Origin of the sequence: Pseudomonas sp. DTU12.3 (assembly GCF_004124275.1) — a bacterium.
In the GTDB taxonomy this organism is placed as follows: domain Bacteria; phylum Pseudomonadota; class Gammaproteobacteria; order Pseudomonadales; family Pseudomonadaceae; genus Aquipseudomonas; species Aquipseudomonas helmanticensis.
Window position 1 is genome coordinate 3,996,572 of the sequence record NZ_CP027218.1, and the last position, 18,661, is coordinate 4,015,232.

Genomic DNA, 18,661 nt, shown 5'->3' on the forward strand with positions numbered 1-18,661 from the left:
CGTTCCGCAGCTCCTGCATGGATTCGGTAAAGTCGGGTTTATCCGGTGATCAAACTCCCTGTAGGAGCTGCCGAAGGCTGCGATCTTTTGATCTGGCCGTTTTCACTCGCCAACTCAATGCCAAACCGCGCAGCGATTTCCTTGCGCCCCACCACCGTCAACGCCAGCGCCCGACTGTCCAGATCCTGCGTCACCCATTTACGCTTCAACGCCGCTTGCAACAATGCCGCCCCCAGCGACCCACCGAGATGCGGCCGACGCATGCTCCAGTCCAGGCACGGGCAGGCAAATTTACGCCGCAACGCGCTCAAATCCTCCACCTCAATACCCAAACCTTCGAACAACGCCGCACCACTGTCGCTCAATCGATACGCCTGCTCGTCGGTCTCCAGCAACCACCCCGCGTCAAGCAAACGGTCATGCAGCAACACCGCCAGCGTCCCGGCCATGTGGTCGTAACAGGTGCGGGCGAATTGCAGGCGATCCGGCGTGTGCGGCTTGAACGTCGGCGCGGCGTTCTGCCCAATCACCATCAATGCTTCCAGCGCCTGCGCCACGCGCTTGTCGGCCAGGCTGTAATAACGATGGCGACCCTGCAAGTGCAGGCGCACCAGCGCCAGATCCTTGAGTTTGGCCAAATGCGCGCTGGCGGTGGAGGCGCTGACTTCGGCAATGGCCGCCAATTCGGTGCTGGTACGCGCATGGCCGTCCATCAGCGAGCAGAGGATTTTGGTGCGCGCCGGCTCTGCGATGGCAGCGGCCACCTGCGAGACGCCGATGTCTTGATGTTCTGCGTGCATATTTCGCTCCCCGACGAATCATCGTCGCTGTGGACTGAAGATACTCGCATCACTTTCACGACGACAAGGCTGCGAACCATGGACCCGATCAACGCTGCGACTGCTGCCGATCCCTACCCTTATTACGCCGAACTGCGGGCTCAGGGCGGATTGACCTTCCATCACGAGTTGAAACTGTGGGTCGCCAGCAGTGCGCGCGCGGTGTGTGCAGTGTTGGCTCACGTCGATTGTCGGGTGCGCCCGCTGCAGGAACCAGTGCCCAAAGCGATTGCTTCAGGCCTGGCTGGCGAGGTGTTCGGGCAGTTGATGCGGATGAATGATGGCGAGCGTCAGCGCTGCCCGCGTTCGGCGATCGAGCCGGAACTGGCGCTGATCGATGTTGCTGCAGTGAACGCATTGGTGGCCGCGCGACTGATCACGGTAGACGCCGAAGGGTTGTACAAAGCGATGTTTCGCGGCCCGGTGTGCGTGGTCGCCGCACTGCTTGGGTTTACCCCCGCGCAGGGTCGGGCGATCAGTGAGCTGACCGCTGATTTCGTCGCGTGCCTGTCCCCCTTGAGCAATGACCTGCAATTGGCAGCGGCACACGCGGCGGCTGAGCAGTTGCGCGGATATTTCATCGAGTTGCTGGCCGAGTCGGACAGCGAAATGCTGAGGCGTATTCAGCAGCGATTCGAAGGCGATGAACTGCGGTTGATCGCCAATCTGATCGGCCTCTGTTCACAGACTTACGAGGCCAGCGGCGGTTTGATTGGCAATGCGTTGCTGACGTTGCGCCGTCAGCCTGAGTTGCGCACTGCGTCGATGCCGGCTCTGTTGGCCGAAGTGCAACGCTTCGATCCATCGGTGCAGAATACTCGGCGATTTGTCGCCGCCGGGTGTGAGATTGACGGTGTGCGGGTCGAGGCCGGAGAGGTCATTCTGTTGTTACTCGCCTCAGCCAATCGCGATCCGGCGCTCAACGAACGGCCTGACGCGTTTTTACTCGAGCGCCCGAATCGGCGCAGTTTCAGTTTTGGCGGTGGTCGGCATCAGTGTCCAGGGCAGTTGCTGGCAATGAGCATCGCCAGCGCTACGGTCAGCGAAATCCTCGCTCACGGCGTCGACCTGGACCCGTTGCACTGGCATTACCGCCCTTCTCTCAACGGGCGCATGCCAGTGTTCACCGAGGCCACGCCTTAAGCGCTACGCAGCTCGATGGTCAGGTGTGACAGCTCATGCACCGGCGCCAGTCGCTCGCGAATCGCCTCTGCCGTGACACCTGCTGCCGCGACCACACTGACGATTGCCGCCCGCGCCTGCGGGCCGACTTGCCAGACGTGCAGGTCGCTGATGCGCACATCGTCAGAGGTTTCCAGCAGTTGGCGAATCTCTGCAGCCACCGGTTCATCGGTGGCGTCGAGCAGCACCGCAGCACTGTCGCGCATCAGGTTGTACGCCCATTTGGCAATGACGATGGCACCGACAATCCCCATCGCCGGGTCCAGCCACACCCAACCCAGATAACGCCCGGCCAGCAACGCGGCAATCGCCAGCACCGAGGTCAAGGCATCGGCCAGCACATGGACGTAGGCCGAACGCAGGTTGTTGTCGTGATGGTGATGATGGCCATCGCCATGATCATGCGAGTGTCCGTGGTCGTGGCCATGCTGGCCCATCAGCAGAACGGCGCTGATCAGATTCACCGCCAACCCCACGATAGCAATCACCGTGGCTTCGCCAAACGCCACCGTGGTCGGCTGGAACAAACGCAAAGCGGATTCACCGGCAATGCCCAGCGACACCAGTCCCAAAATCATCGCCGAGGCAAAACCAGCCAGGTCGCCAACCTTGCCAGTGCCGAAACTGTAGCGGCGGTTGTTGGCGTTACGCCGAGCGAAACCGTAAGCCGCTGCGGCAATGCCCAATGCGCCGGCGTGGGTGGCCATGTGGAAACCGTCGGCCAGCAGCGCCATCGAACCGGTGACGTAACCGGCGGCGATCTCGGCAATCATCATCACGAATGTCAGCACGACGACCCACAACGTGCGGCGGGCATTTTCATCGTGCGAGGCGCCGAGAAACTGGTGATCGTGGCTGAAGCGATCAGCCTTGGGAGTCAGGGTCATGATGTTTGCGCTCTATTTGGAGTAACGGCGGATGGCTTGCAGCAATTCTTCAACGCCCTGTGCGCGTTCGTCGTCGCGCAGGCCCGCAAGGGCAACGTGTTCGCGGGCGTGGGCCTCGATGAATTGCTCCATCAGCCCATTGACCGCACCGCGAATTGCCGCGACCAGGTGCAGCGTCTTGGCGCAATCGGCATCACCCTCCAGCGCTTTCTCGACCGCCTGCACCTGCCCGGCTATCCGCCGTACGCGGTTGAGCAGTTCGTCTTTGTGTTGGTGAATGTGCGACATACCAATACCCCCTACCCCTATATGGTGAGGATGATCATCGATGGCTTCGACAATCGCAAGTTTGGCTTGGTCTGAACGGGATGAATGGGATGCAATGAACGACATCGTCCCCTGTGGGAGCGAGCCTGCTCGCGAAAGCGGTGTGTCAGAGAACGAAGATGCTGATGGTGCCGGCCTCTTCGCGAGCAGGCTCGCTCACACAGTTTTTCAGCGGTGTGATCGAACTCCCCGCCCGACACAAATCCTTGTATGAGCCAGCCTGCTGGCGATGGCGGGCTGAAAAACGCAGCATCATTTCGGCATCATCGGGGAGGCTACAGCGCCTTGCGCCTTTGCCTACAACTACGCCAGAATCCGCCGGCTTGTGCGGTTTGAGGGCTGCCGGTAGCTTGGTTCGCGTCACTGAATGTTCAGTGATCGGGTTTAGTCGCTCGGTGGTTTGACAATTCGTAAAGCGTCCATTCAGTCAGGTAACCCCCTGTACTCAATGGTGGCTGCGCGCGGGGCGCCTCAGGGCGCGCCGGGTATTGTGAGACCACCGGTCGACTAACCTGCGTGCAGCCGCCTCCCTACGTTTAGTCGCGACAGGTTGGCAGCCCTGATTAAAGGTCTCGCAAATGTTAAAAGTAACGCCAAATCCGCCAGAAGCGGATGCCACAAGCGAATCAGATCCAGTATCCCCCTACTCCACGCTCGACCCGACAAAACTCAACGACGCCGCCGAACGCGCCCTCGATCACTACCTCAAACCTCACGCCCGGCCCCAGCGAACACCCAGCACCATGTTCCTCGTCGCCCCGGACATGGACACCGAATCCCTGCTGGCCCACGCCTGCGAATCCATGGCCTCGGCCAGCATCATGCTCAGCGACTTCGCCGCCATGCTCGAAACGCCCTACCGCAACACCCTGCTGGGCATTCAGCAAGTGGTCATGCTTGGCGAACTCGCGGTCAACCGTGCGCTCGACAACCTGGAGCCGGACCTGAGGCAATGACCATGGCCAACAAAACAGATGCACAGGTTGTCGCGGTATTGATGGCCATAGGCTTCAACGAACGAGACGGACGCTGGGCGCAAAACGCCTGCCTGGTGCTGTGCGAAAGTGAGCAAGAAACCATCGTCGCCTGCGCGTCACCGCCTCCGGCCAACTCGATGAACTGGAAGTCGACGCCGTGCTACCCGCACTGCGCCGCGTGACTCGACGATTCCCATCACTGCAAAGGACCGTGGCCGACACACTGGCCGAGATGGCGCACGCAGCCTGATCGATCGCGTAAGCGTTCTTCGCGAGCAGGCTCGCTCCCACAGTTTCGCGGTGGCTCACAGCATTTGAGTACACCGCCATTCCAATGTGGGAGCGAGCCTGCTCGCGAAAGCGTTCTTAAACAGGAGGCTTCAGATGTTTTTATGGATTAGCGGTTTCTTAAAAGGTGACGACGAAGACGACACCTTAAAGTACGAACTGACAATTGGGCTGGAATTTGAATCCGCAGTACTGGCTGCAATGGGCTGGAAAAACCTTGGTAAAAGTCCTGAGGGCGAGTACTTGCTGACTCCCGACCAAGTTCTAAAAATCGGCTTGGCGATTAACCAACAGTTACCATCGGAACTCGATCTTTTTATCGGCATCAGGGGGAACTTCGCCAATGAGCCTCATTTATCAAGACCCATCATTAAGCCAAGACGAGGTTCTAAGACTTCTGGCCAACGGCGCAACCGCAAACGTGGTTGCTGCGCTGACTTCTATCGGCCTGAATGAAGTGGACAGAGCCTGGGCTCAGGACCTCTGCCTGAAACACCTCTTCAACGAAACCGAAGCAATCGTTGCCTCTGCCATTACCGCTCTTGGTCACATCGCTCGCCGACATGGCGAATTGGATACCGACACGGTTCTGCCAGCGCTCGAAATAACCAAGGGGAAATTCCCCTCTCTGGTCGGGTCTATCGAGGACACACTTGACGATATCGGCGCATTCACCGCCGAAAATCCGCCAGGATGAACGGAGTGTGAGCCCTGAGATAAGCTTCGACGTCTTCCAGCGTAGGGAGTAAATCACTGGATTGGGTTTTACCCTCTTCATCGTCGTGCGTCACTTTGACGATGTAGGCGTCATTCTCCTCAAGCAATACGCCAGAGATTTTGACCCGCCGTCCATTTTTCTCGGTAAAGGACATCGCCGTCAGGGCTGCCTTTTTTAAAACTTGCGCAGTGCTGGTTGTGAAGGCTTTGCGTTTTGCCAGGGCACTTTTCGATACGAACATTGCGAAAATACAGCCGAGCCCCATCAACACGATTTCTATGTTGTGAATCGGCCCTCGCCGCCCTTCATGCTCCAGACTCAGCCACGCGACTGCGTTGTAAATAATCTGATCAACATCCATTTATCCGGCCCCCGAACGATACTCTGGTAATCAATCCTCCCGCGTCAAAACCTCCAGCAACTCAATCTCGAACACCAGATTCGAATTCGGCGGAATCTTGCCCATCGTCCGATCGCCATAGCCAAGATGCGCCGGCACCAGCAATTTACGTTTGCCGCCCACCTGCATGCCCATCAGCCCCTGATCCCAGCCCTTGATCACACGGCCTGTGCCAATCACGCACTGAAAAGGTTTGCCACGGCTGTAGGAAGAATCGAACTCGCTGCCGTCTTCCAGCCAGCCAGTGTATTGCGTGGTGATCAGCGCGCCTTTTACGGCGGCTTTGCCCTCGCCCACCTGAAGATCGATTACCTGCAATTCATCATTCATAACAATCACTCTATTGTTCAGCAGGCCGCCGTTTTCCCAGAAATGGCGGTTATTGGCAACCCGCACGCGCAGATCAACGCTGTATCCGAATCGAGTGATGAAGAATTAAGATAGCCAACCGCCATTACTTCACGGATCGATTCGCCATGCTGGCAGCGCCCGAATGATTCAGCTCTGGATCGTCCTTGCCATTGGCATGACCATGCTGGCCGTGATTGCTTTGCTGATCTGGCGCGAACGCGGTTTGCGCCGCCAGCTCGCCGAATACCGCGACTTGTTGAATCGCTCCGCTGAAGGCCGGAACATCCATCAGGACGGCGACGCCGAGCGCTTCAAGCGCAGCCAGTATTTCGCGCGCATCGGTACCTGGGACTGGGAAGTCGACACGGATCGGCTGTACTGGTCGGACGCGATCTACGGCATGTTCGGGTTCAAGATCGGGGAAATCACGCCGTCCTATGCACTCTTTTGCTCCTGCGTGCACCCGGACGATCGCGTCAGGGTGCGCGACGGTGAACTGCGTTGTCTGGAAACCGGCGAAAACCACGACGAGGAATATCGCGTGGTCTGGCCTGACGGCATGATCCGCTGGCTGCGCGAGACCGGCAACGTGGTGCGTAACGATCACGACGCGGTGATCAAAATGATGGGGGTGGTGCGCGACATCACCGAAGAAAAAGCCTCGGCCAGCTACCTCAAGCACCTCGCCCATTTCGACCCGCTGACCGGGTTGCCGAATCGTCTGGTACTGGAAGAACGGCTGTCGGAGGCCCTGGATCAAGCGCGCCAAAGCAGCACGCGGGTTGCGCTGGTGTTCGTCGACCTCAACAGTTTCAAAACCATCAACGATCACTATGGCCACGCCGCCGGCGACCGGGTGCTGATCACCATGGCGTCGCGACTGAAACGCATCCTGCGCAGCACTGACACCGTTGCCCGAATCGGCGGCGACGAATTCGTGGTCATCCTGCAAGACTTGGCACCGGGCCTCGATCTGCAGGACGAAGCCCGGCGCATCTGTCAGAAAATTTTCATCGAGCTATCGCCACCGATCAGCATCGGCAATGACCAGCGCCACATTGGCACCAGTCTTGGGGTTGCAGTGTTTCCGGATCATGCGACGGCGATGGACCGGCTGCTGCACATTGCCGATCTGGCGATGTACGAGGCCAAGCGCAGTGGCAATAATCAGTATCGGCTGGGCGGAGAAAGCCCTGCACGCGTGCATGCGCAGGGCCTTTAAATCCTGGGTTTAACGCGGAACCGGTTTCATCTCGACAATGGTCCCGTTGGTGATCATCACCATGACGTACTGGTCATTGATCTGCACCCACTGCGCCTGATCGACCGGTTGCTTCAGGCCTTTGGTTTTCCAGTCGATAGCTTTTTCACTGCGTTGGTAAATATCCGGGGCGCGGTCGTTGACCTTCAACTCGCGTTCACTGACCGGGGATTGAACGGAGGGTTCGCTTGAGGTTTGCGCCGCTTGAACAAGTGGGCTGATCCCGGCGATGCCGGCAACGAGGGCCAGGCTGGCGATTAGGGTTTTGCTGTTCATCGGTGAACCTCCATTGATGTGTGATACCTGAACTCGGACTGCGGGGTTCGGGAATCATTCCTTGTTTTTTGCCTGGGAGGGCTCGGGGATTGTAGTCGCCAGTCGGGCCGCCATCGCTGGCAAGCCAGCTCCCACAAGGGGCCAGGGTGTTAGCGAAAGTTGCAGGCACCCCGAAAACCTGTGGGAGCGAGCCTGCTCGCGAATGGGCCAGCACAATCGACATTTCATCGCCTGATTCACCGCTTTCGCGAGCAGGCTCGCTCCCACAGGGTTAGTGAGTTGGTTGAGATTTGGGTATTGATCGGCTTTGCACATCAATCCATGCCAATAATGCAATTAACATCCTGTTACACCTAGGCCACCATCCGCCTCAATAACATCCGTGCGCTGACTCTCCGTGGCGCACGTCATAAAAGCGGTGGAGTCCTTTGCTATGACAGCCTCAATCCCACACGGCGGCTCGCGGGCCGGCGCCATTTTCCGGGTGACCTCGGGCAATTTCCTCGAACAGTTCGACTTCTTTCTGTTCGGTTTCTACGCCACGCAGATCGCGTCGGTGTTCTTTCCGGCGAGCAGTGAATTCGCCTCTCTGATGATGACGTTCGCAGTGTTCGGCGCAGGCTTTTTGATGCGTCCGCTGGGGGCCATCGTGCTCGGTGCGTACATCGATGACGTCGGTCGCCGCAAGGGTTTGATCGTCACGTTGTCGATCATGGCCAGCGGCACGATATTGATTGTGCTGGTGCCCGGATACGAAAGTATCGGTCTGTTCGCGCCGGCGCTAGTGTTGCTCGGGCGCTTGTTGCAGGGCTTCTCCGCCGGTGCGGAACTGGGCGGGGTTTCGGTGTATTTGTCCGAGATCGCCACGCCGGGCCGCAAAGGTTTCTTCACCGCTTGGCAGTCGGCCAGTCAACAAGTGGCGATCATCGTTGCTGCGGCGCTGGGCTTTGCCCTGAACGCGTGGATGGCGCCGGAGGTGATTGCCGCGTGGGGCTGGCGGATTCCGTTTTTCGTCGGCTGCATGATCGTGCCGTTCATCTTTCTGCTGCGCCGTAACCTGGCAGAAACCGAAGAGTTCGCTGCGCGCAAACACCGTCCGAGCATGGGCGAAGTGTTCCGCACCCTCGGCCAGAATTGGGTCGTGGTGCTCGGCGGGATGCTGATGGTCGCCCTGACCACCACGGCGTTTTACCTGATCACCGTGTACGCACCGACCTTCGGCAAAACCGTGCTGCACCTGAGCACCTCCGATGCGTTGCTGGTGACGCTGCTGGTCGGCGTGTCGAACTTCTTCTGGCTGCCGATTGGCGGCATGTTGTCGGATCGTATCGGTCGTCGTCCGGTGTTGATTGCGATGTCGTTGCTGGCGCTGGCCACCACCTATCCGGCGCTGTCGTATCTAGTGCAGGCGCCGAGTTTCAGCCACATGTTGCTGTCGCTGCTGTGGCTGTCGTTCATCTATGGCATGTACAACGGCGCAATGATTCCGGCGTTGACCGAAATCATGCCGGTCGAAGTGCGCGTCGCCGGTTTCTCCCTCGCCTACAGCCTGGCGACGGCGATTTTCGGCGGGTTCACCCCGGCGATGTCGACCTTCCTGATTCAGTACACCGGCGACAAAGCCGCGCCAGGTTACTGGATGAGCATCGGCGCGTTGTGCGCGTTGTGCGCGACGCTGTACCTCTATCGCCGCGCGGGCGGTCGACTGCAACCAGTGGCGGCATAAGGAGCGATGACCATGAAAAAACTTTTCAGCTTCACTGCCATCGCCCTCTTCGCTTTCAGCGCTCTGGCACACGCAGAACAACTGAACGTGATGACGTCGGGCGGCTTCACTGCAGCCTATAAAATTCTCGGCCCGAAATTCGCCGCCGCCACCGGCAATACCCTCGACACCCAACTCGGCCCGTCGATGGGCAAGGCACCGGAAGCAATCCCCAATCGTCTCGCGCGCGGTGAGCACGCCGACGTGGTGATCATGGTCGGTTACGCCCTCGATGAGTTGATCAAGCAAGGCAAGGTCGACCCGGCGTCTCGCGTTGAACTGGCGGATTCACGGATCGGTCTGGTGGTGCGTGAAGGCGCGCCGAAACCGGACATCAGCAGCGTCGATGGCCTGAAGCAAACCCTGCTCGACGCACAATCGGTGGCCTACTCCGACAGCGCCAGCGGCGTGTACATCGAAGAGCAGTTGTTCAAAAAACTCGGCATCGAAGAGCAGCTGAAACCGAAGGCGAAGATGATCGCGAAAATCCCGGTGGGCTCGGTGGTTGCCACCGGCGACTATCAACTGGGATTCCAGCAGGTCAGTGAATTGCTGCCGGTGCCTGGGGTGAGTTTTGTCGCGAAGATTCCGGAATCGGTGCAGTCGGTGACGCGTTTTGCTGCCGGCATCCCCGTCGATGCGCAACATCCGCAAGAGGCGAAAGCCCTGCTCGCCTACCTCGCCGCGCCTGCCGCACAAGCGGATGTGCAGGCCACCGGGCTGGATTCGGTCAAGCGTTGATCGTCGGCGGCTGGACTTTCATTTCCACCACCAGCCGCTCCAGTTCCAATGCCGCCGGGGTCAACGTGCGGTCCCGGCGCTTGATGATGCCGACACTGCGCATCACTTGCGGATCGGTCAGCGGTATCCGCGTCAGGATCGGATGATCCGGCCCCGGCATCGCCATCAATGGCACCGCCGCAACGCCTAATCCCGCCTCGACCAGACCAATCATCGTTGTCACATGCTTGGTTTCGCAGATGCTCTGACGCTGCGGCACCACACTGCTCAAGGCCTGATCGAGCAAGAAGCGATTGCCCGAAGTCTTGTCCAGCGAGATGTAATCCTGCTGATAGAACTCGTCCCATGTCACGCTGCTGCGCCCGGCCAACGGGTGATCGCGGCGGCAGGCGACCACGTAGCACTCCTGCACAAGCGCTTCGAAGTCGACTTTGGCATCCTGCGTGCCGAGAAAACTCAAACCGAAATCCGCCTCGCCGTTAACCACCGCGCTCAATACATCGTGGGCGCTGGAATCGAGGACTTTGACTTTGATGCGCGGGAATTGCTGGTGATAGCGGGCGACCACGCGCGGCATGAAGTAGTACGCCGCCGACGGCACGCAAGCCACGGTGACATGGCCCAGACGCGTCGAGGCCACTTCGCTGATGCCCAGCAACGCCACGTCCAGATCATCCAGCAAACGCTCGACACTCGGCATGAAGGCGCGCCCGGCCTGCGTCAGGCTGACCTTGCGCGTGGTGCGTTCGAAGAGTTTCACACCGAGGGCGTCTTCGAGTTTTTCGATGCGTCGGCTCAAGGCCGGCTGCGACAGGCGCACGGTGTCGGCGGCCTTGCGAAAACTGCCCTTCTCGACCACGGCGCGAAAGGCTTGCAGGTCGTTGAGGTCGAAGTTGATGGCCATGGCGGACTCTAGAGATTGATACGCAGAGGTTATGAATGTAACCAATTGATGCCAATTATTACAGAATCCCTGAAAATCCCCCTGTAGGAGCTGCCGCAGGCTGCGATCTTTTGATCTTGCTTTCGATTTCACCGAAGCCAGATCAAAAGATCGCAGCCTGCGGCAGCTCCTACGGGGGATCTTTGGTGGATGTAAAGTCTGTGTAGACCTTATCCTTGTCGCCCCCGCCGTACCGTTGTCAGGAGTCATTCCATGCCCCATGAAGGCAATCTGTTGCAAGCCGCTGTCGTGTTTCTGTTCGCGGCCGTGCTCACCGTGCCTTTGGCCAAACGTCTGCAACTGGGCGCCGTGCTCGGTTACCTGTTTGCCGGGGTGATCATCGGCCCGTCGGTGTTGGGCCTGATCGGTAATCCGCAAAGCGTTGCGCATATCTCCGAGCTGGGCGTGGTGTTGTTGCTGTTTATCATCGGCCTTGAGTTGTCGCCGCGACGGTTGTGGGTGATGCGCAAATCGGTGTTCGGCGTCGGGCTGGCGCAGGTGTTGCTGACCGCTTCGGTGATCGGCGTGCTGGCGCTGTCGGTGTTCGGTCAACCGCTGAACAGTGCGATTGTGCTGGGTCTCGGCCTGGCGCTGTCGTCTACCGCGTTCGGCCTGCAAAGCCTTGCCGAGCGCAAGGAACTGACCAGCCCCCACGGGCGGCTGGCGTTTGCCATTCTGCTGTTCCAGGACATCGCTGCGATCCCGCTGATCGCGCTGGTGCCGATGCTGGCGGGCGGCACCCATGAAAGCAGCAATGCGCAAAGTCTGAATCACGGCTTGCAGGTGCTCGGCGGTATTGCCGTGGTGGTGGTCGGCGGGCGTTATCTGTTGCGCCCGGTGTTTCGCGTGGTGGCAAAAACCGGTCTGCCGGAGGTGTCCACGGCCACCGCGTTGCTGGTGGTGATCGGTACGGCATGGTTGATGGATCTGGTCGGTGTGTCGATGGCGCTCGGGGCATTTCTCGCCGGGCTGCTGCTGGCGGACTCGGAATATCGCCATGAGCTGGAAGCGCAGATCGAGCCGTTCAAGGGCCTGCTGCTCGGGCTGTTTTTCATCAGCGTCGGCATGGGTGCCAATCTCGGCCTCCTGCTCAGCGCGCCGATCACGGTGCTGGGCCTGACGCTGTTGCTGATTGGTCTGAAGTTGCCGCTGCTGTTTGTGGTCGGGCGTCTGGCCGGTGGGTTGAACAAGATCAGTGCGATCCGCCTCGGCATCGTTCTAGCGGCGGGTGGTGAATTTGCCTTTGTGGTGTTCAAGATCGGTCGCGATCAGGGTCTGTTCGAACCACGTTTGTACGACCTTTTGGTACTGACCATTACCCTGTCGATGGCGGTAACGCCGCTGCTGCTGTTGATCTGCGCGCGGCTGGTCAGCCCGAAAGTGCAACCGGTGGAAGTGCCGGAAAAATTCCGCCAGATCGATACGCAAACGCCACGCGTGGTGATTGCCGGCATGGGCCGGATGGGGCAGATCGTCGCGCGTATCCTGCGGGCGCAGAACATCAAGTTCGTCGCGCTGGACACCTCGGTGGAGACCATCGAACTGTCACGCAGTTTTGGCGGTGTGCCGGTGTTCTACGGCGACCCGATGCGCCCGGAGATCCTCAATGCGGCCAAGGCCGGCGAGGCGGAGTATTTCGTGATTGCCACGGACGATCCGGAGACCAACATCAAGACGGCCGAGGTGGTGCGCAAGCTCTATCCGCACATGAAGATCATCGCCCGGGCACGTAACCGTCAGCACGTGCACCGCTTGGTCGATGTCGGCGCTGAAGCGATTCGCGAGACTTATTACTCAAGTCTGGAGATGAGCCGGCGCACGCTGGTCGGCCTCGGTCTGACGCAAGCTCAGGCCGATGCGCGGATCAAGCGCTTCAAGCATCACGACGAACAGGTGCTGGAGGCGCAACACGCGGTCTATGACGACGCGGCGAAAGTCCTGCAAACCGCCCAGGAAGCCCGGGCAGAACTGGCGCGGTTGTTCGAATCGGATCAACTCGAAGAAGAATCCCGCAACACCTGACGTCTTTGCACAGATCCAAATATGAGGTTGGCCGGACTGGCGCCTTCGCGGGCAAGCCCGCTCCCACAGTGGTCGAGTCGTACCCATATTCTGTACACGACCCAGAACCCTGTAGGAGCTGCCGAAGGCTGCGATCTTTTGATCTTGATCTTAAAAACCAGATCAAAAGATCGCAGCCTTCGGCAGCTCCTACAGGGGATTGGGTCAGGCTAGCTCGAGCTCGGGCGCTGGTCGAACCGGGGTGGCTTCAAAGCGGTCCGCCAGGAACGGCGTGATGTCCAGCGGCAGCGGCTCGTCGTTGACCAGTTTGTCGAGCAGCACGCCCGTGATCGCCGAAGTCAGGATGCCAGTGCGGAAATGTCCGCAGGCATTCAGGTAACCCTCCACGCCACGCATCGGTCCGAGGATCGGCAGCTCATCCGGCGAACCCGGACGTAATCCCGCCCAAGTGCGTTTGAGGTTGACGTCTTTCAGCTCCGGCAGACACCGCACCGCACCCTGCACCAGTCCGGCGATTTCCGGGTAGGTGGTGGTCACGTCGAAGCCTTTGTCTTCGGTGGTGCTGCCGATCAGGATCTCGCCATTGTCCTTTTGCGCGACGTAACAATCGCTGGTGGTCAGGCAGCCGTTGAGGATTTTCGGCATGCGTTCGGTCAGCAGGATCTGGCCCTTCACCGGTTTCACCGGGATACGAATGCCGCTGGCCCACTCACTCAGATCCGCCGCCCAGGCGCCCGCCGCGTTGATCAGGGTCTTGCAGTGGAACACGCCCTCCTCGGCTGTCTGCACGCCGGTCACGCGCGAGCCGTGATGCAACACGCCGGTGACGTTGGTGTTGACGTAGAAGTCGACGCCATTTTGCCGGGCACCTTCGGCATAGGCATCGGCGAGGCGAAACGGGCTGACCTGATGGTCGCAGAGAAACTCCAGCGCCCCGCGCGCTTCATGGCTGACGCTTGGTTCGGCCTCGCGCAGCGCCGCCTGATCGAGCCAGCGCACCTGATCGGCCAGATGCGGAATGCAGCTGACGATGTGCTCGGCGTAGAGCCGGTCTTCATCGTCATAAATGACGAATTTCAGCCCGGTTTTTTCGAACTTGAAATCCATGCCGTGCTGTTCTTTCAACTCGCGGTGCAACGCCGGGTACAGCGCGTTGGACTGCAAGGCGAAATCGAAGAACGACTCCGGCAGAATGTGCGGCGTGCTCGCGTCCACGGCCACCGCCGCGCCCTGGGTTTCGCGCTTGCGATTGGCCGACATCATGCGGAAGAAAATCACCCCGCAACCGAGCCCGACCGACTCACCGATCGCCCATAAGCCACCGGCAGAAGCACGGGTCGCGTTGCCCGGGCGCTTGGCATCGATCAGCGCGACCTTGAGGTTTTTGCGCTTGGACAATTGATAGGCGCAGGAGGCCCCGATCACGCCGCCGCCGGCAATGATCACGTCATAGAACTTACTCATGGGCAGCGGCCTCCGTGCCGATGGACTGGAACGCGGAAAAAGGAATCGGATCAATCGGGAAACGCGGACGCAGCCAACCGACATCCTTGCGCCCGGTGGCCTGGCGCAACCTGTCGCTGCAGTAGCCGACGCACATCCGGCCCTGACAATCGCCCATGCTCACGCGGGTGCGCATTTTCAGGCTGGCGATGTCTTGCACGCCCTGCTCCAGCGCCAGATCGATGTCGGCACGGGTGGCATGCTCGCAACGGCAGATCACCGTATCGGCGGCCGGCAAAGCGGTCTGGCCGACGCCACGTTCGGTGTAGCGATCGACGGCCGCGCGGAACCGCACGATCGCACGGAGTTTGCTCAGGTAGCGGTCGCGGCGCACGCCGGCCAGTTCTTCTTCGAGGACACCGCGTTGCAGGAGGATCGAAGTCGCCGCGATCTTGCCCGCCAGCATCGCCGCTTCACCGCCGCGAATCCCGCCCATGTCGCCGGCCAGATGCACGTGAGATTCATTGCTTTGCTGCCAGACATTCGAATTGGCGCGCAGATATCCGTCATCGCTGAAGCCGTGATCGAGGCCCATTTGCTGGCTGAGCTGGGTACGCGGAATAAAGCCGTAACCGACCGCCAGCGTCTTCGCTTCGAAGCGTTCGACCCGGCTCAGATCAGGCTCCCACGTCGCCGAGTACGGGGCGACGCTGACGCTTTTCAGTTCGCCTTCGCCATGCGCTTCGACCACGCCCCAGCCGTAGTTCATCGGGATGCCGTGCAGTTTCAGATAGGCGAGCATGCTCAAGCCATCAAGGAACAGCTGCGGTTTGTTCAGCAATGCCAGGCTCTCGCGGGCGATCTTGCCGAATGCGCAGGCCTCATACACGCCGGCGACACTGACGCCGGACGCATGCAACTGCGTCGCCACCAGTGGCAGCAACGGCCCGGTGCCGGCGATGATCACCGGCCCTTGCGGCTTGACCACACCACTTTTGATTTGCAGTTGCAGACCGCCGAGCATGATCACTCCCGGCAAGGTCCAGCCGGGAAACGGCACGCTGCGTTCGTGGCAACCGGCCGCCAGCAGCAGCTGCGGATACGCGATCTCGTGCAGTTGCTCGTCGCCGTCCAGCACCACCAAGGCGCGGCTGCCTTCGGCGCCGACCACACGATGGTTGAGGCGCACGTCGATCAGCCCGGACTGTTCCTGAAATTCACCGTGCAGTTTGCCCAGTGCTTCGGAGTAGCGCGGCCCCAGGTAATCCAGTTGCACACCGTCCCGCAGCGGCCCGCGATAGACCACGCCGCCGAGGCGCGAGGCCTCTTCAAGCAAGGTGCAGCGCACACCATGACGAGCCAGTTCGATGGCCGCCGCCATTCCCGCCGGGCCACCGCCGACGATCACCGGTTGCAGGTTCATACGACCTCCTGCGCAGTGATGCGGTTGACCTGGGTTTCGATCTGCATGCCGTCGCGCACTACCGTCTGGCAGGCGCGGCGCTTGTGTCGGCCATTGATTTTCACCAGGCAGCACTGGCACACGCCCATGCCGCAGTAAGCGCCGCTGATCTGGTCATGATCGTTACGCGCGATCTGGCGTACGCCGAGGGATTGAATGACGCTGAGGACGGTTTCGCCGATTGCAGCGGTGACCGCTTGGCCGTTGATGTGGACGGTCATATCCGCCTGCGCCAAGGGCTGGATATCGAAGGTTCTTTCTAGGCAGTGCATTGCAATGATCTTCCGTGAAAATTTAGTGGAGTTTTGCGCCAGCTCCTTGCTGCACTACACCGTGTCGACCCGTTTTTCTAATGCATTTTGAAGGTCGGACTACGGTACTCCGTCAGCGCAACCTGGTGCGCGTGCAGGTAATGTAGTCGATCCCGCGGCAAGGGCTTGGATCTTTTAAGTTAGGGGATATCGCCGCGGGAAATATTGATCCAGGCCAGTGAAAGCGGTCGGATTGTCCAACGATCAATTGGAGAAGACGAACTGCCCTTTTATTTTCTTCGCGCCAATCAACCCCAGATCCGGGAACAGCAGCGATTTGACCCAGGCGGCGTAGAACACCATGGCCAGGGTGATGACGACGCCAATCACGGTCGATACCGGATCTTCTTCATAACCCTTGAACATGCGTGAAACCTGACTGATGGTCAGGATAATGTAGACGGTATAAGCCGCCGCCACGTTCTTGTAAAAGCACCATGCAAACAACAACGGAATGCCACCAGCGATCAACAGCATGGTCAATGCCAGGCCGGCGCTCGCGTCATAGAACAGGAAGAAGCCGGCGACTGAGCCGACAAATGCCTGGATGCAGGTCAACACAACCAGCAGGGTGACTTTGAGTGAATGCTTTTCCCTGAGTGCCGGATCCGGACGACCCGCAATCCAGGCCGCCAATACGCGATCTTTAACCGCACCACCCGACAACGCCTTGAAGGTTTCAGTTTTCGAGCGCCCGCCTTCGAGCATTTCAACCAACTGGCGCCTGGTTTCCTTCTTGTCCAACGTGTTCATCCTTAAAGAGAGTTAAAAGCGGCCAATCCACTTCCGGCGCCGATTCTCGCCGCTGTTCCCGCAGAAAGCAAAAAGCCGCTTCCACCCGAAGGTGGAAGCGGCCGAGGCATGGGCCTCAATGGAGCAATCAGTGCACGAACAGAGCAATCAGAATGATGATCGGGATCGGTACGCCGAGGAAAAACAGCAGTAATGAGCGCATGGTCATGCTCCTTGTTTAACGGACTGGAGTGGTCGTGGTGTAGGTATCGACTTCAACGTATTCAACTGCATCGCGACGGCGACCGCCGAAAGTAGCCGCGAAACTGGCGAAGAACGCACCGGCCAGCAGCGAGATGAACATCCACAGCGAAGTCCAGGCAGCGACTTTGGCAGCGGTGTCGGCGGCTTGTTGAGCTTTCAACTTGGCGTCGGCCAGGGCTTTCTGGGTACGGGCGTAGATCTCGTCAACACGACGCTCGGCATCGGCCTGCGTCAGGTTGGTCCGCTGGGCCACCAGTTGTGCGAGGTAGGTGCGGTCTTCGGCGCTGAGCTGACCGTTGGCCAGGCTTTGCGCGAAGATGCGGGTTACGGCGCCATGCGCGGCGTCATCGCTGACGGAAGCCGGACGGTCATCGCGGAACAGGCTGTCGATGTAGTAGCCGTATTGATTGCTGTCGGTGTTCGCCGCAGCGGAACCTGCTGCCTGAGTCATGGCGCTGGCTGCACCGCCAGCGACACTGGCACCGGCCTGTACACCGCCACTGATGACGCTGCTGACCGAGCCAACCACCAAAACCGCGGTGACCAACGTCGCCACACACCAGGCAAGGAAGCCGTGCGCGGTGTCGCGGAAATACACCTCATCGCCGTGCATGTTCGCCCACTTCACCCGCAGGCGACCGGCGATGTAACCGCCCATGCCGGAGGCGATGATTTGCGTCGCCGCCAGCCAGACAATGGTTGAAATGCCCAGGCCCTTGGCGCTGACGCCCTCTCCGGCCCACGGTGAAACGGCAGAGAAACCCAAACCGAAACCGAGCAGGACCAAAATCATCGACAGGGCAGCGGCAGCCGCAGCACCTGCGAAAATCGCGCCCCAGGACACGCCCGAAACGCTGCTCGACTCTTCGAAGGCAGGATATAACCCATCAGAGGATCTATTCATTGTTGTTCTGCTCCAGGCATGAAAAATGGTGTTACAACTCGTCATCAGATGAATTGCAGTGACCGTGCCAGTCGCAGAAATTAAATAAATCGTTTTGTTTCAATAAGTTAGAAAGAATGAACTTCCCAGGACCATGCAAATTGCAACAACAGCCGGATAACAGCGGGTTTTATGCATTGGCACAAATGCCAGCTATTTGCGTTTGTAGCTTTTGTTACCGCTGGGCGTCAGGCAATACACGCCACCGCGTGGGCCAGTGCAGAACGAACCGCTGCCGCAGGCGCAGCCATCGTCGCTCTGCAGGAAGTTTTGCGGTCGGGCCTGCTGGCGCTCGCCAAACATGGCCGCGCAGCTTTTCTTCGAACCGCTGATCGAGCCGTCATTGCACAGGAACAGGTCGCCATCGCAACGAGCAATACCGCCCTTTTTCCCGGAACACGGGGTGTTGGCCGCCCAGGTTGAAGCGCTGAACAGCAACAATAACAACCCGGTGATTGGCATCCAGCCACGGCGAATGGAGATACGCACAGAACCGCTCCTGATTGAATTTATGGCCAGATGATATCAA

At 59.6% G+C, this 18,661-nt stretch carries 22 protein-coding genes; 8 read left to right on the plus strand and 14 right to left on the minus strand.

The window, feature by feature from the left end:
• Positions 1–38: 38 nt before the first annotated feature.
• On the minus strand, positions 39–800 hold the full coding sequence (locus tag C2E19_RS18050) for a helix-turn-helix transcriptional regulator (protein WP_129394432.1): 762 nt from the start codon (positions 798–800) through the stop codon (positions 39–41).
• 78 nt (positions 801–878) lie between these two features.
• On the opposite strand from C2E19_RS18050, the gene C2E19_RS18055 reads away from it, so the two are divergent.
• The gene (locus tag C2E19_RS18055; RefSeq protein ID WP_129394433.1) at positions 879–1,982 is read left to right on the plus strand and encodes a cytochrome P450; all 1,104 of its coding nucleotides are present in this window, start codon (positions 879–881) and stop codon (positions 1,980–1,982) included.
• Here C2E19_RS18055 and dmeF read toward each other — a convergent pair.
• The 3 genes from dmeF to C2E19_RS29020 form a co-directional block, all read right to left on the minus strand.
• Complete coding sequence (gene dmeF / locus C2E19_RS18060; RefSeq protein ID WP_129394434.1) at positions 1,979–2,908, minus strand: CDF family Co(II)/Ni(II) efflux transporter DmeF; 930 nt, start codon at positions 2,906–2,908, stop codon at positions 1,979–1,981. The two genes, C2E19_RS18055 and dmeF, sit on opposite strands and share 4 nt — an antisense overlap.
• A 12-nt stretch (positions 2,909–2,920) precedes the next feature.
• The gene (locus C2E19_RS18065; protein WP_064390590.1) at positions 2,921–3,196 is read right to left on the minus strand and encodes a metal/formaldehyde-sensitive transcriptional repressor; all 276 of its coding nucleotides are present in this window, start codon (positions 3,194–3,196) and stop codon (positions 2,921–2,923) included.
• Positions 3,197–3,341: 145 nt separating this feature from the next.
• Complete coding sequence (locus C2E19_RS29020; protein ID WP_164979438.1) at positions 3,342–3,491, minus strand: hypothetical protein; 150 nt, start codon at positions 3,489–3,491, stop codon at positions 3,342–3,344.
• 322 nt (positions 3,492–3,813) lie between these two features.
• Between C2E19_RS29020 and C2E19_RS18075 the strand changes: the two genes are divergently transcribed.
• From C2E19_RS18075 to C2E19_RS18085, 3 genes are all read left to right on the plus strand, one after another.
• Positions 3,814–4,191 (plus strand): DUF6124 family protein, encoded by a 378-nt coding sequence (locus C2E19_RS18075; protein WP_129394436.1) that lies wholly within the window; start codon positions 3,814–3,816, stop codon positions 4,189–4,191.
• A gap of 2 nt (positions 4,192–4,193) precedes the next feature.
• Positions 4,194–4,394: a hypothetical protein gene (locus tag C2E19_RS18080; RefSeq protein WP_256661217.1), complete on the plus strand. Its 201-nt coding sequence runs from the start codon at positions 4,194–4,196 to the stop codon at positions 4,392–4,394.
• A gap of 202 nt (positions 4,395–4,596) precedes the next feature.
• Positions 4,597–4,956 carry a pyocin S6 family toxin immunity protein gene (locus tag C2E19_RS18085; protein WP_305955835.1) on the plus strand — a complete coding sequence of 120 codons (360 nt, stop codon included), beginning with the start codon at positions 4,597–4,599 and terminating at the stop codon, positions 4,954–4,956.
• 215 nt (positions 4,957–5,171) lie between these two features.
• Here C2E19_RS18085 and C2E19_RS18095 read toward each other — a convergent pair whose 3' ends face one another.
• Both C2E19_RS18095 and C2E19_RS18100 read right to left on the minus strand, forming a co-directional pair.
• Positions 5,172–5,579: a hypothetical protein gene (locus C2E19_RS18095; RefSeq protein ID WP_129394438.1), complete on the minus strand. Its 408-nt coding sequence runs from the start codon at positions 5,577–5,579 to the stop codon at positions 5,172–5,174.
• Positions 5,580–5,609: 30 nt separating this feature from the next.
• Positions 5,610–5,948, minus strand: a complete 339-nt coding sequence (locus C2E19_RS18100) for an FKBP-type peptidyl-prolyl cis-trans isomerase (RefSeq protein WP_129394439.1) — start codon at positions 5,946–5,948, stop codon at positions 5,610–5,612.
• 163 nt (positions 5,949–6,111) lie between these two features.
• Between C2E19_RS18100 and C2E19_RS18105 the strand changes: the two genes are divergently transcribed.
• Positions 6,112–7,191 (plus strand): sensor domain-containing diguanylate cyclase, encoded by a 1,080-nt coding sequence (locus C2E19_RS18105; protein ID WP_129394440.1) that lies wholly within the window; start codon positions 6,112–6,114, stop codon positions 7,189–7,191.
• A 9-nt stretch (positions 7,192–7,200) separates the two neighbouring features.
• Here the strand turns inward: C2E19_RS18105 and C2E19_RS18110 are convergent, their stop codons facing one another.
• The gene (locus tag C2E19_RS18110) at positions 7,201–7,506 is read right to left on the minus strand and encodes an RcnB family protein (protein WP_129394441.1); all 306 of its coding nucleotides are present in this window, start codon (positions 7,504–7,506) and stop codon (positions 7,201–7,203) included.
• 433 nt (positions 7,507–7,939) lie between these two features.
• Here C2E19_RS18110 and C2E19_RS18115 point away from each other — a divergent pair, with 433 nt between their 5' ends.
• The gene (locus C2E19_RS18115; RefSeq protein WP_129394442.1) at positions 7,940–9,232 is read left to right on the plus strand and encodes an MFS transporter; all 1,293 of its coding nucleotides are present in this window, start codon (positions 7,940–7,942) and stop codon (positions 9,230–9,232) included.
• A 12-nt stretch (positions 9,233–9,244) separates the two neighbouring features.
• A complete protein-coding gene (locus C2E19_RS18120; protein WP_129394443.1) occupies positions 9,245–10,012 on the plus strand; it encodes a substrate-binding domain-containing protein in 768 nt (255 codons plus the stop codon).
• Here C2E19_RS18120 and C2E19_RS18125 read toward each other — a convergent pair.
• Positions 10,002–10,916, minus strand: coding sequence for a LysR family transcriptional regulator (locus tag C2E19_RS18125; protein ID WP_129394444.1), 915 nt, complete (start codon positions 10,914–10,916; stop codon positions 10,002–10,004). The two genes, C2E19_RS18120 and C2E19_RS18125, sit on opposite strands and share 11 nt — an antisense overlap.
• 252 nt (positions 10,917–11,168) lie before the next feature.
• Between C2E19_RS18125 and C2E19_RS18130 the strand changes: the two genes are divergently transcribed.
• Complete coding sequence (locus C2E19_RS18130) at positions 11,169–12,977, plus strand: monovalent cation:proton antiporter-2 (CPA2) family protein (protein WP_129394445.1); 1,809 nt, start codon at positions 11,169–11,171, stop codon at positions 12,975–12,977.
• Positions 12,978–13,181: 204 nt separating this feature from the next.
• Here C2E19_RS18130 and hcnC read toward each other — a convergent pair whose 3' ends face one another.
• From hcnC to C2E19_RS18160, 6 genes are all read right to left on the minus strand, one after another.
• On the minus strand, positions 13,182–14,441 hold the full coding sequence (gene hcnC, locus C2E19_RS18135) for a cyanide-forming glycine dehydrogenase subunit HcnC (RefSeq protein WP_129394446.1): 1,260 nt from the start codon (positions 14,439–14,441) through the stop codon (positions 13,182–13,184).
• A complete protein-coding gene (hcnB, locus tag C2E19_RS18140; RefSeq protein WP_129394447.1) occupies positions 14,434–15,843 on the minus strand; it encodes a cyanide-forming glycine dehydrogenase subunit HcnB in 1,410 nt (469 codons plus the stop codon). Before hcnB ends, hcnC begins: the two co-directional genes overlap by 8 nt.
• Positions 15,840–16,154, minus strand: coding sequence for a (2Fe-2S)-binding protein (locus tag C2E19_RS18145; protein ID WP_129394448.1), 315 nt, complete (start codon positions 16,152–16,154; stop codon positions 15,840–15,842). The genes hcnB and C2E19_RS18145 overlap by 4 nt, the downstream gene beginning before the upstream one ends.
• A 243-nt stretch (positions 16,155–16,397) precedes the next feature.
• Entirely contained in the window at positions 16,398–16,937 is a 540-nt protein-coding gene (locus C2E19_RS18150) for a hypothetical protein (RefSeq protein WP_129394449.1), read from the minus strand.
• Positions 16,938–17,163: 226 nt separating this feature from the next.
• Positions 17,164–18,093, minus strand: coding sequence for a hypothetical protein (locus tag C2E19_RS18155; protein ID WP_129394450.1), 930 nt, complete (start codon positions 18,091–18,093; stop codon positions 17,164–17,166).
• Positions 18,094–18,285: 192 nt separating this feature from the next.
• Positions 18,286–18,594, minus strand: coding sequence for a hypothetical protein (locus tag C2E19_RS18160; RefSeq protein WP_174823973.1), 309 nt, complete (start codon positions 18,592–18,594; stop codon positions 18,286–18,288).
• Positions 18,595–18,661: the final 67 nt, after the last annotated feature.

What these genes read in the sequence shown, in the direction of transcription:
- C2E19_RS18050 (WP_129394432.1), bottom strand. Translation starts at nt 800, where the DNA reads ATGCACGCAGAACATCAAGACATCGGCGTCTCGCAGGTGGCCGCTGCC.
- C2E19_RS18055 (WP_129394433.1), top strand. Translation starts at nt 879, where the DNA reads ATGGACCCGATCAACGCTGCGACTGCTGCCGATCCCTACCCTTATTAC.
- dmeF (WP_129394434.1), bottom strand. Translation starts at nt 2,908, where the DNA reads ATGACCCTGACTCCCAAGGCTGATCGCTTCAGCCACGATCACCAGTTT.
- C2E19_RS18065 (WP_064390590.1), bottom strand. Translation starts at nt 3,196, where the DNA reads ATGTCGCACATTCACCAACACAAAGACGAACTGCTCAACCGCGTACGG.
- C2E19_RS29020 (WP_164979438.1), bottom strand. Translation starts at nt 3,491, where the DNA reads ATGATGCTGCGTTTTTCAGCCCGCCATCGCCAGCAGGCTGGCTCATAC.
- C2E19_RS18075 (WP_129394436.1), top strand. Translation starts at nt 3,814, where the DNA reads ATGTTAAAAGTAACGCCAAATCCGCCAGAAGCGGATGCCACAAGCGAA.
- C2E19_RS18080 (WP_256661217.1), top strand. Translation starts at nt 4,194, where the DNA reads ATGGCCAACAAAACAGATGCACAGGTTGTCGCGGTATTGATGGCCATA.
- C2E19_RS18085 (WP_305955835.1), top strand. Translation starts at nt 4,597, where the DNA reads ATGTTTTTATGGATTAGCGGTTTCTTAAAAGGTGACGACGAAGACGAC.
- C2E19_RS18095 (WP_129394438.1), bottom strand. Translation starts at nt 5,579, where the DNA reads ATGGATGTTGATCAGATTATTTACAACGCAGTCGCGTGGCTGAGTCTG.
- C2E19_RS18100 (WP_129394439.1), bottom strand. Translation starts at nt 5,948, where the DNA reads ATGAATGATGAATTGCAGGTAATCGATCTTCAGGTGGGCGAGGGCAAA.
- C2E19_RS18105 (WP_129394440.1), top strand. Translation starts at nt 6,112, where the DNA reads ATGATTCAGCTCTGGATCGTCCTTGCCATTGGCATGACCATGCTGGCC.
- C2E19_RS18110 (WP_129394441.1), bottom strand. Translation starts at nt 7,506, where the DNA reads ATGAACAGCAAAACCCTAATCGCCAGCCTGGCCCTCGTTGCCGGCATC.
- C2E19_RS18115 (WP_129394442.1), top strand. Translation starts at nt 7,940, where the DNA reads ATGACAGCCTCAATCCCACACGGCGGCTCGCGGGCCGGCGCCATTTTC.
- C2E19_RS18120 (WP_129394443.1), top strand. Translation starts at nt 9,245, where the DNA reads ATGAAAAAACTTTTCAGCTTCACTGCCATCGCCCTCTTCGCTTTCAGC.
- C2E19_RS18125 (WP_129394444.1), bottom strand. Translation starts at nt 10,916, where the DNA reads ATGGCCATCAACTTCGACCTCAACGACCTGCAAGCCTTTCGCGCCGTG.
- C2E19_RS18130 (WP_129394445.1), top strand. Translation starts at nt 11,169, where the DNA reads ATGCCCCATGAAGGCAATCTGTTGCAAGCCGCTGTCGTGTTTCTGTTC.
- hcnC (WP_129394446.1), bottom strand. Translation starts at nt 14,441, where the DNA reads ATGAGTAAGTTCTATGACGTGATCATTGCCGGCGGCGGCGTGATCGGG.
- hcnB (WP_129394447.1), bottom strand. Translation starts at nt 15,843, where the DNA reads ATGAACCTGCAACCGGTGATCGTCGGCGGTGGCCCGGCGGGAATGGCG.
- C2E19_RS18145 (WP_129394448.1), bottom strand. Translation starts at nt 16,154, where the DNA reads ATGCACTGCCTAGAAAGAACCTTCGATATCCAGCCCTTGGCGCAGGCG.
- C2E19_RS18155 (WP_129394450.1), bottom strand. Translation starts at nt 18,093, where the DNA reads ATGAATAGATCCTCTGATGGGTTATATCCTGCCTTCGAAGAGTCGAGC.
- C2E19_RS18160 (WP_174823973.1), bottom strand. Translation starts at nt 18,594, where the DNA reads ATGCCAATCACCGGGTTGTTATTGTTGCTGTTCAGCGCTTCAACCTGG.